Here is a 3,280-nt window from a genome sequence, read left to right as displayed (position 1 = left end):
TGCGCGGGGGCCCGGCTTTTTTGCGCTCCGCGCATCCGGGGCATCCGGGGCATCCGGGGCGCTCGGCGCGGCCTGAGGGGCGCGGCGGGGCGGCGGGAGGGGGGAAGGACTCCATGAAGCGTCCCTCTCTCCCTCCCGCGCGGGTCTACTTGAAGAGGCTCAGGTACTTGCCGTAGCCGTCCTTTTGCAGGTCGGCCTTGGGGATGAAGCGCAGCGCCGCGGAGTCGATGCAGTAGCGGAGGTGGGTGGGCGGGGGGCCGTCCATGAAGACGTCGCCCAGGTGGGAGTCGGCGAAGCGGCTGCGCACCTCCACGCGCTGGTTGAAGAGGGTGCCGTGGTGGCGCTCCACGACGTTGCCGGGCTCGAGCGGCTTGGTGAAGCTCGGCCAGCCGGTGCCGGAGTCGAACTTGTCCGTGGAGCTGAACAGGGGCTCGCCCGAGACCACGTCCACGTAGATGCCGGGGCGGTGGTTGTCCCAGTACTCGTTCTTGAAGGGCGGCTCGGTGCCGTCGTTCTGGGTGATCTCGAACTGCATGGGCGTGAGCTTCTTCTCGAGCTCCTCGCGGCTGGGCTTGACGAACGGGGGCCCCGGCGGGGGCACGGGCAGGGCGGTTATCTTGCCCTGGTCGCCCCAGACCTTCTCCAGGAACTGGTCGCGGCCCGAGCCGAAGCGGTAGTAGCGGTAGCGCAGGGGATTCTTCCTGGCGTACTGCTGGTGGTAGTCCTCGGCCGGGTAGAAGGCGGTGTAGGGCCTGATCTCGGTGACGATGGGCTTGTCGCCGAAGACCTTGGAGGCGGCCAGCCGCTCCTTGGAGGCCTCGGCGATCTCCTTCTGCTTCTCGTCGTGGTAGAAGATGGCAGAGCGGTACTGCTTGCCGCGGTCCACGAACTGGCCGCCGGGGTCGGTGGGGTCGATGTGGTGCCAGAAGTAGTCCACGAGCTGCTCGTAGCTGACCTTCTTCGGGTCGAAGAAGACCTGCACGCTCTCCAGGTGGTGGGTCAGGCCCGCCGAGTTCTCCTCGTAGGTCGGGTTGACCTCCGTGCCGCCTGAAAAGCCCGAGTAGACCCGCGTCACGCCGGGCACCTTCTCGAAATCGGCCTCGGTGCACCAGAAGCAGCCGCCCGCGAAGGTGGCCACGCTCTCGCCGGGCCTCGGCTTCAGGTCCTGCGCCGTGACCTTGGCCTGCGCCGCGCCGCAGCAAAGCCCCAGGCCGAGGACCACGGCCAGGGCGAACAACCAGAACGATGCCTGTCGTGCGAGGAACATGCCTTTCCTCCCGTGGAAAAGGGTCGAAGGAAAAACGCCGATTTGGTCCAAAATAGCACGTTCGGCCGCACGCGCAAGGGAAGAAACCGGGAAGCAGCGGAAGGGAGAAGGGACGTGGAGAGAAAGCGGAAAGGCGGAAAGGCCGAAGAGGGGAAGAGGGTGAGGCGAAGGTCGGAAAGGGGAAGGCGGAGGAGGAAGGCGGGAAAGGCATAGCGTTTGAAGAGAGCCAGGATGCGAAGGGGGGCAGGGGAGGCCTGACCGGCCGCACCGTAGAACTCAAGCAGAAGATCTACACGGCCCTAGCCGACGGGCTCGAGAAGGCGCTCGGCATCCCGAGGGCCGACGTGATGGTGAACCTCGTGGAGGTGGTCAAGGAGAACTGCTCCTTCGGCGAAGGCGTGGCGCAGTATGCCTGAGGCTCGAGGGGGCGGCGGGACAGGCCGCGCATCGCTGCCCGGAGGGCGAAGGGGGTACTGATGTGTTCCGAAAAGAAAGCGCCCCAGGGGATCAGAAGAGCGCCTTGCCCTCGCACAGGTTGACCAGCCCGGAGAGAATCAGCGTCTCCCCTCGCCGTCCGCTGCCTGGACTCAGGACGGAGAGGATGCCGTCCTGTTTGAGCTTACCAAGCAGGTTCGAGATCATGGGACGGCTTGGCATGGCCGGGTCCGTGGCGAGCTGGGCCGCTTGGAAGATCGGACGCGCGAAGAGTCTGTCGAGCAAGGGGACGGCATATTGCGAATGGGTCAACCGTAGCACACGTTCCTTGAGCTCGGCGTAGAGGCTCATGATGGCGCGTACCTTGTCGGTATTGATCCCTGCCTGCTCGCTGATCGCGGTCAGGAAGAACTCAATCCAGGCGTTCCAAGCCCCCTGCTCGACGCCAAGCTGGCGTAGCGCGGCTACATAACGGTCCCTGTGCTTCTCGAGGTAGCTCGAGAGATAGAACATGGGACTTGAAAGAATCTTGCGCTCGAAGAGGAAGAGCGGCACGAGCATGCGGCCAAGCCGTCCGTTGCCGTCATTGAAGGGGTGCAGGATCTCGAACTGCGCATGGAGAACGGCGAGCTGCACGAACGGATCCGGCCTCTCCCTGTGGTAGTATTCCTCCCAGTTCTCGAGATACTCGGGAAGAAGGATCGGCTCCGGCGGCACGAAGAGCGCCTGTTCCATGGGCGTTCCCGAGGGGCCGATCCAGTTCTGGGTGGTACGGAACAGTCCCGGCTGCTTGTTCTCCCCGCGTACGCTATCCAGGAGGATGGCGTGAAGTTCTTTCAACAGCGAGAGGGTGAAAGCGCGATCAGCCAGCGTCGACTGGGCATAGAACAGCGCGCGGCGGTAGTTGACTATCTCGCCGATGTCCCGGCGGCGTTCTTCTTCCTTGGGCGACTCGCCCGCGTCGAATTTCAGCACTTCGCCCAGGGTCGCCTGCGTGCCCTCGATTTTGGAGGAGAGGACGGCCTCCTGGGTGGTCAGGGGGGAGAGCAGAACAGCGGGCTCCGGTATGCCTTGGAGCAGGCCGTCGTACAAGGCCAGCGCCCTGTTTGCCTTGCCGATGCTGGGAATGAGGCGCTCCCATTCAATTTCCGTGATAGGCAGGCGTTGGGGAATGAAGGGGCGCATAGGTCTTATGTTTATCCGTTGCGTTAATTGCATGAGGCGCAAGAAAGTTTGCGTCTAGCAAAACCACACTTCGTTTAACACTAATTCCACATTTGCACTAGATGGAAATAGGCTGATCGAATTGCTTCACGTGGAAACGTAGGCGAAAGGGAGCAAAAAATCTTGGAAGATGGAGACGTATAGGATTTGCGTATCGTCAGCCGGATTCGTTGTGTAAATTGCACAAGGCGCAAAAAAAATTGCGTCTAATAAATCTATGTTTTGTTTAATGCTAATTTGGGGCTGACTGAACGGTGTGTCCGACCGGACTGACGCTCTCGTCAGGCCCCGCGAAGCGAACCGAAAAGTTTCGGGGGATGAGGGGGAGAGGGTGCGGGAGAGGGGGAGCAGGGA

General features: G+C 62.6%; 3 protein-coding genes. 1 reads left to right on the top strand and 2 read right to left on the bottom strand.

The annotated features are described in order from the left end of the window. Positions 1-145: 145 nt before the first annotated feature. Positions 146-1,267, bottom strand: coding sequence for a peptide-methionine (S)-S-oxide reductase MsrA (gene msrA, locus DSX2_RS12110; protein ID WP_020881390.1), 1,122 nt, complete (start codon positions 1,265-1,267; stop codon positions 146-148). A gap of 209 nt (positions 1,268-1,476) precedes the next feature. Here msrA and DSX2_RS18940 point away from each other — a divergent pair, with 209 nt between their 5' ends. Then, positions 1,477-1,683, top strand: coding sequence for a tautomerase family protein (locus DSX2_RS18940; protein WP_084486581.1), 207 nt, complete (start codon positions 1,477-1,479; stop codon positions 1,681-1,683). 91 nt (positions 1,684-1,774) lie between these two features. Here the strand turns inward: DSX2_RS18940 and DSX2_RS12105 are convergent, their stop codons facing one another. Continuing rightward, positions 1,775-2,887: a Fic family protein gene (locus DSX2_RS12105; protein WP_020881389.1), complete on the bottom strand. Its 1,113-nt coding sequence runs from the start codon at positions 2,885-2,887 to the stop codon at positions 1,775-1,777. Between the last annotated feature and the right edge of the window lie 393 nt (positions 2,888-3,280).

The organism is Desulfovibrio sp. X2 (genome assembly GCF_000422205.1).
Lineage (GTDB): Bacteria > Desulfobacterota > Desulfovibrionia > Desulfovibrionales > Desulfovibrionaceae > Alkalidesulfovibrio.
The sequence above is the reverse complement of the archived record's forward strand: the minus strand, read 5'-3'. Positions and strand labels throughout refer to the sequence as shown.